The sequence below is a fragment of the Streptomyces sp. NPDC021356 genome, from assembly GCF_040641015.1.
Classification (GTDB): domain Bacteria; phylum Actinomycetota; class Actinomycetes; order Streptomycetales; family Streptomycetaceae; genus Streptomyces.
Map to the genome: position 1 here is coordinate 23,018 of NZ_JBFACU010000058.1, position 5,958 is coordinate 28,975.

Genomic DNA, 5,958 nt, shown 5'->3' on the forward strand with positions numbered 1-5,958 from the left:
TGCTGCCGTTGCTGAGGAGGGTGTATACGGACGAGGTGTGTTTGCCGTCCGCGTCCTGGCCTCCGTCGTAGAAGACGGCGATGTCGTCCTTGCCGTCCCCGTTGAAGTCACCCGCGGTCAGCCGGCTCTTGGACCAGGTGAAGCCGCCGGTGCTGATCCAGCTGCGGACCGGCGGGTCGAAACCGCCGGCATTGGCTTTGAACGTGTACAGGGAGGTACGGTTGCCGCCGTCTGTGGCCGTGCCGTTGTCGTAGAGGGCCGCGAGGTCTGCCCTGCCGTCGTGGTTGAAGTCCCCCGAGGCGACCACGGACCGCTGGGGGAGCAGCCGTACCTGCTGGATCCACGTGCCGATGTCGTCGAGCCGTGTCTCCACAGCCCCGGTCCGTGTCTCCGACGATCCATAGCACCCCCCTTGCCAGGAGGCGCTGTTGATCGCGACGAGTTCCAACTGGCCGCCGCTGTCACGCAACGCGGGACCGCCGCTGTCTCCCTTGCAGAGGGCGCTGCCCACCGCGTCGAGGGACACCGTGGTGGCATCCGTGGTCGCCACGGTGAACGCCCCTGAGTGCAGGTGGTCGGGGACCCAGGCGTCCGCGGTCCGGCCGTAACCCAGGGCAAGCAGGTTCTCTCCCGCGTCGGGGGCGTTGGCTGCCAGGGGCATCGGCGCGACGTCGGTGACCGGCTGGGACAACTTGGCCATCACCAGGTCGCGGTCGGTGCGTGGCACCAACTGCACCACCTCGCGGGTCTCTTCCTCGCCGGTGGTGAGGTCGGGGTTCCCGAGCCTGGCCACCGTCTTGAGCTGAGGAGGGCCCGGCGGAACCGCCAGGCCGGCGGCGGGATCGTCGACGAAGCAGCTCGCCGCGGTGAGAAGCCACTGGGGGTCGATGAGAGTTCCGGAACAGGCTCGGGTGCCGTCACCGATGTCGAGCTGCGCGGCGTAGGCGTAGGCGGTGTCGGAGACTTCAGGCCCCGTGGCGGCCCGGACACTCGGGACGCTCAAGGCGAGGGACGCGGCGGAGAGAGCGGCTATCGCTGGGAGGAGACGGCCGGATCTGAAGCGGTGAAGGATCATTGTTTCCTCGGGGTCTTCTTCGGAACGTGACTCGTAGGGTCTCTGCTTGGCATGGGCTGACGGGCGGCAGCGGTGAAGCCCCTGCCAGGACGGGTTGTCAGCCATAAGCAACCCGTCTCCACCCGGAACTTCGTGTGCTTGTCTATCCAGCACGCCCGGATCTGTCCAGGCTCACCCCCAGGATCCGCCCCGTGAACACGCCGTCTGAGGTCGAACCGGACTCCGTTCTCCGGCTCGGTCACCCCCGACACCCAGGTGCTGGGATCGGGCCGCCGACGGACGCAGATGCCGGGGTGGGGGCAACGGCCGACTGAGGCTGATCCATGAAAGAGGTCGATGGCGGTTGCGCAAGCGGTCGCATGCCGTGTCTGAACCGCGTGGGGCGGGGAGCGGGGTATTGAGGTGGAGCACCACCACATCGACCGCCCGGTCCTGCCCGTGTCCGGCTGAGTGGCGACAGGCTGTCGACAGGCCAAGGGGGGCCGGTCACCACCTGGCCTGCTCTCGGCGACCGCGCTGCTGACCGCCGCCCTGGTCAGTTGCCCCGGTGCGATCGGCTTCGTCGGCCTGGTCCTCCCGCACGTCACCCGCGCCCTCACCCGCGCCGGCCACGCCCGCCTGCTGCCGGTGACGGCACTGACCGGCGCCGTCTTCCTGGTGTGGGTGGACACCCTGGCCCGAACCGTCCTCGATCCCCAGGAGGTCCCGGTGGGCGTGGTGACGTCCCTCATCGGCGTGCCGGCGTTCGTGGCCGTGCTCTACCGAGGACGGAGAAGGACATGACCAGCCTGCACGCGGACGGCGTCGTAAGGCGCCTGGGGGACAAGGCCGTCGTCGACAACGTCACCCCCAGCCCGCGCCCCGGCGAGACCGTCGGCCTCCTCGGCCCCAACGGCTCCGGAAAAGCTATGCTGTTGAGGCTGCTGGCCGGGGTCCTGGCAACCACCGCCGGACTCGTGCGCTGGCCACGCTGCGCCTGCCGCAGCGCATGACCGTGCTCCTGTCCCTCGCGGTCTTCGCCGCCGGGCACGTCGTCGAATCCGCCAGCAGCTCCTTCACCGTCATCCTCGTCGCCCGCTTCGTGACGGCGCTGGCCACGGGCGCGTTCTACGCGGTCGGCTTCGTCCTCGCCACCGCCGCCGCAAGCCCCGAGCGGTCCACCCGCGCCATCGGCATGATCATGGGCGGCCTGACCCTGCCCCATGTGATCGGCGTGCCGATCGGCTCGTTCGCAGGCCGGCTCATCGGCTGGCGCGGCCCCTTCTGGTCCCTCGCCGTCCTGGGCGCTCTCGCCGCTGCGGTCATAGGCCGCTTCCTGCCCGCCACCGGACAGGGCGCCCAGGTCTCGGTGCGTGCGGAGACCCGTGCCCTGCGCGACACCCGGTTGTGGCTGGCGCTCACCGCAGCCGTCATGATCACGGGCGGTGTCCTGGCCGCCTACACCTACATCACGACGCTGCTGACCGACCGAGCCGGCATCCCGGCGAACGCGGTCCCGCTGGTCCTGGTTGCCTACGGACTCGGCGCCGTCGCCGGCACCACCATCGGCGGACGCATGGGTGACCGACGCCCCATGACCACCACGATCTCCGGCGCCGCAGCCCCCGTCCTGGCCCTCCTCCTGCTGATCCCCCTGTCCACCAGAGCTGCACCCACCGTCATCCTGGTGGCCATCATGGCGATGACCGGCTTCACCCTGAACCCCGTCGTCACCTCCCTGGCCGTCCGCTTCGCCGGCGACGCCCCCACCCTGACCGCGGCGCTGACCACCTCCGCCTACGAGACCGGAGTCGCAGCCGGCTCGGCCCTCGCCGGCATGGCCCTGGGCTCGTCCCCCGGCCTGACCGGACCCGCCCTGGTCGGCGCCGTCTTCGCCACCCTCACCCTGCTGCCCCGTGAACCTGGAACGTACGAGGCACGCCGCGACGCCGAGGAGGGGGCGTGGTGCGTCCGGGTGGCGAGGAAATGCGGGCTGTGAGCGCAGTTGTCTTCGCACAGAGGCAAGGCCTCTTCAGACCACCTCCGCGGCCAGGACATGACGACGCTGTTCCTGCCGTCGGGTACGGGGGAGGGGCGGCGTCACTGCGTCGCGCCCCCGGTCAGGCCCGCCCGGTGCGCGTACCGTGAGCGGAAACGCACCGACGGCCGAGGGAGGTGCGGTGCCGCTTCCCCACTGCGACCAGCGGCCTCTCCGGCCCCAGACCCACGCTGCTGCCGGACACGTTGAACGAGCGCGCCCGCGCGCCAACCAGCAGGCCGGCGCGCGGGCACCTCCGGCGGCAGTTGCAGCCGCTACTTCTTGTTGCAGACCTCGTGCGGCTTGACCCAGACTCGCTTGGTCTTGCCGTGAGCGGTGACGGTCCGGTAATGGCCCTTGACCTTGTGGCACTTCTTGCCGACGGTCGGGGCAACGTGGCTCGTCGTCGACGGCGCCGCGGAGGCGGTACCTGTCGCTACGACTCCTGCTCCTGCGGCCAGCATGGCCGCCGTGAGCCCGGTGGCGAGGCTGCGTGCGATTCGACTCTTCATGAGCAACTCCTTTCCGGTCCAGCGCGCCCACCCGGGCCCGGGCGCTTGGGACGGGAAGCCCGGGCCGCGAAGCGCACCTTCGAGGATCACCTCGTGCACCCGCACGCGCATCCGCAGTGCGCGATGACACCCGTTCGGCGCACGTACTCGAGCGCTCCGATTGCTCCGGCACCAGCCTGGGGGGCCGCACGGACGGCTGGGGAACCGTCCGCGCCGGGGCCGCGCCGGCACGCTCCCCAAGGCACGAGCGTGCTGTCCCAGGAGAAGAAGCGATCAGTGGAGCCGTCGCCCGGCAGCAGGGCCCAGGCGGAGGGCACCATGGGCGGCTTCGGCCAGGTCGCCGTCGGCAGTGGCGGCCCCAGGGGCCAGATCGGTGGCCCGCGCGCCGGGGGCGAGGGCGTTGACCTTGAAGCCCTCCCACGGCCGGGGCATGGGCGTACAGGACGGCGACGACGCCTGCGCCCGGATGGCCGTTGCCCGCGAAGCCGCTCACGTCCGGCGGCGAGGCGCGGTCGCGCCGGTGATGCGTCACCGGCACGCAAGCCATGCGCACACTGGGCGGAGAGACACGATGTCGGCAGCAGCCGAGGTGCACGAACAGGGCTGGCCGCGTCCGAGCACAGCGCAGCAAGGCACCACGACGACTGGCTCAGGCCTCCTGGAGACCTTCCCCGAGGTCACGCACGACATCATTGCTGTGGCTCGTGGCGAGCAGGTGGCCGACTCCCACAGCGGCGGCGATCGGCCACTCGATCACTCCGGCGCCGGCAAGGAGGCCGAGTCCAGCGAGGAAGGCCAACTGATTGCGCGGCGGGAACGTGACGGTGCCGATCAGGGGCAGGTCCACGTGACCGGCGCTGGACTTCCGGGCGAGGGCTGCGGTGTTCTGGCTGGGCGCGCGGGCCGGGCGACCGGAAGCGGATGACATGCCCGCCGACCGCGCCTTGTCCGTTCCTGGCTTCTCCGACATCGGCCCGTCCCTTCGGAGACGATGGTCAGATGAGGGCCGGGTGTCCCCTCTGTGGAAGACCATGCGCCTGCTCCGGCTCTTTGCATTCGTCTGACACGGGCGACGCCGACGTGCAGCTTGGGCCAGGCCAGGCCGCACCGCCAGGGGAAGCGGGCCGCCTGCAGCAGGGCGCCGAGGGCAGCGGCTGGTGGATCTCCGGCGCCGGACTCAGGTGACCAGGAGGGGCAGCTGCAGTGGATCGTGCGCCGGGGCGGCAGCAGCTCGGTGCGTTGCCGGGGCCCGATGATGCTGCCGGCGTCCGTCGGCAGGAGCCGGGTGGCGGTGATCACCCAGCTGCGCCGTCGAGGCGCCAGGCCGATCTCGCTGACCCGGGGATCACGTTCCGGTCAATGCCCTCGTCGGCCCGCCCACCGGTTACGCGCACCCCGTTCAGGCCGGGCCGATGCAATGCGCCGTCTCGGTCGTCTCCCATGAGGAAGAGATTCGACCTCGGTTCGGCCCCCACTCCGAGGGAGGGTGACCTGAACGTCTTCCGGGGTCACGACGACGCTGAAGTTCTCCCGTGGGGCTGGACAGCCTGATACTGGGAGGGCCGGTCCCGGAGGAAGCAGTTCCAGGTAGTGAGCAAGAAGAGCAACACGAGCAAGCGGTACACGGCCGAGTTCAAGCGGGACGCGGTCGCGCTGGTCCATTCGTCGGGGAAAACGGTGACCGAGGTCGCCCGTGAGATCGGGGTGAGCCCGGAGGGCCTGCGGAACTGGGTAAACCAGGACAGGGCGGATCGGGGCCAGGGGGCCGTGGGTGCTCTGACCAGCGATGAGAAGGAAGAACTGCGTCGCCTGCGGCGGGAGAACCGGGAACAGCAGCAGACTGTCGAGGTCCTGGAAAAAGCCGCGGCCTTCTTCGCGAGGGAGTCGACGAAGTAGCCGTGCGCTGCGCGTTCATCGACGCGGAGAAGGCCACCGAGACGAACTTCGGTGGTCACAGTGTCGCCCTGATGTGCAGAGTGCCGGGCGTGTCTCGCTCGGGCTATTACGCCTACCTCGCCGCCCGTCCGGCCGCCGGGGAACAGGCCCGCCGGGAGGACGGGCTGGTCGCTGAAATCCGCCACATCCACGACGCGTCGCGGGGGGCTTATGGGGCCCCGAGGATCACAGCCGCGCTGCGAAGGAACGGGCACCAGGTCAACCACAAGCGGGTCGAGCGGATGATGCGTGAGCACGACATCCGCGGGATCACCCGCCGGCGGCGCTGCGGCCTGACCCGGCCGGACCGGAAGGCGGCCCCGGCACCGGATCTCGTCGGACGGGACTTCACCGCCATCGAGCCCGGCACGAAACTGGTCTCCGACATCACCTACCTGCCCACGCCGGCCGGCTGGTGG

Annotated in this window: 6 protein-coding genes and 3 pseudogenes; 5 read left to right on the forward strand and 4 right to left on the reverse strand. The window is 70.5% G+C overall.

Translation table 11 applies throughout. The features are described from left to right. A partial coding sequence (locus tag AB0G56_RS39600) for a trypsin-like serine protease (protein WP_360980372.1) occupies positions 1 to 1,003 on the reverse strand: 1,003 nt, incomplete at its 3' end. A 570-nt stretch (positions 1,004 to 1,573) separates the two neighbouring features. On the opposite strand from AB0G56_RS39600, the pseudogene AB0G56_RS39605 reads away from it, so the two are divergent. The 3 genes and pseudogenes from AB0G56_RS39605 to AB0G56_RS39615 all read left to right on the forward strand — a co-directional run. Next, positions 1,574 to 1,858 (forward strand): annotated as a pseudogene (locus AB0G56_RS39605) (iron chelate uptake ABC transporter family permease subunit); the annotation flags it as partial. Next, positions 1,855 to 2,034 (forward strand): annotated as a pseudogene (locus AB0G56_RS39610) (ATP-binding cassette domain-containing protein); the annotation flags it as partial. The pseudogenes AB0G56_RS39605 and AB0G56_RS39610, both read left to right, overlap by 4 nt. Before the next feature lie 29 nt (positions 2,035 to 2,063). Then, positions 2,064 to 3,053 (forward strand): MFS transporter, encoded by a 990-nt coding sequence (locus AB0G56_RS39615; protein WP_360980374.1) that lies wholly within the window; start codon positions 2,064 to 2,066, stop codon positions 3,051 to 3,053. 314 nt (positions 3,054 to 3,367) lie between these two features. On the opposite strand, the gene AB0G56_RS39620 is transcribed toward AB0G56_RS39615, so the two are convergent. From AB0G56_RS39620 to AB0G56_RS39630, 3 genes and pseudogenes are all read right to left on the reverse strand, one after another. Next, positions 3,368 to 3,604, reverse strand: coding sequence for a hypothetical protein (locus AB0G56_RS39620; RefSeq protein WP_360980377.1), 237 nt, complete (start codon positions 3,602 to 3,604; stop codon positions 3,368 to 3,370). Positions 3,605 to 3,840: 236 nt separating this feature from the next. Then, positions 3,841 to 4,021: pseudogene (locus AB0G56_RS39625) on the reverse strand (short-chain dehydrogenase); the annotation flags it as partial. A 232-nt stretch (positions 4,022 to 4,253) separates the two neighbouring features. After that, positions 4,254 to 4,532 carry a hypothetical protein gene (locus tag AB0G56_RS39630; RefSeq protein WP_360980380.1) on the reverse strand — a complete coding sequence of 93 codons (279 nt, stop codon included), beginning with the start codon at positions 4,530 to 4,532 and terminating at the stop codon, positions 4,254 to 4,256. A gap of 662 nt (positions 4,533 to 5,194) precedes the next feature. Here AB0G56_RS39630 and AB0G56_RS39635 point away from each other — a divergent pair. Together AB0G56_RS39635 and AB0G56_RS39640 are read left to right on the forward strand one after the other, a co-directional pair. Beyond that, positions 5,195 to 5,500: a transposase gene (locus AB0G56_RS39635; RefSeq protein ID WP_360980383.1), complete on the forward strand. Its 306-nt coding sequence runs from the start codon at positions 5,195 to 5,197 to the stop codon at positions 5,498 to 5,500. 2 nt (positions 5,501 to 5,502) lie between these two features. Beyond that, on the forward strand, positions 5,503 to 5,958 hold a 456-nt coding region (locus AB0G56_RS39640; protein WP_360980386.1), incomplete at its 3' end, for an IS3 family transposase.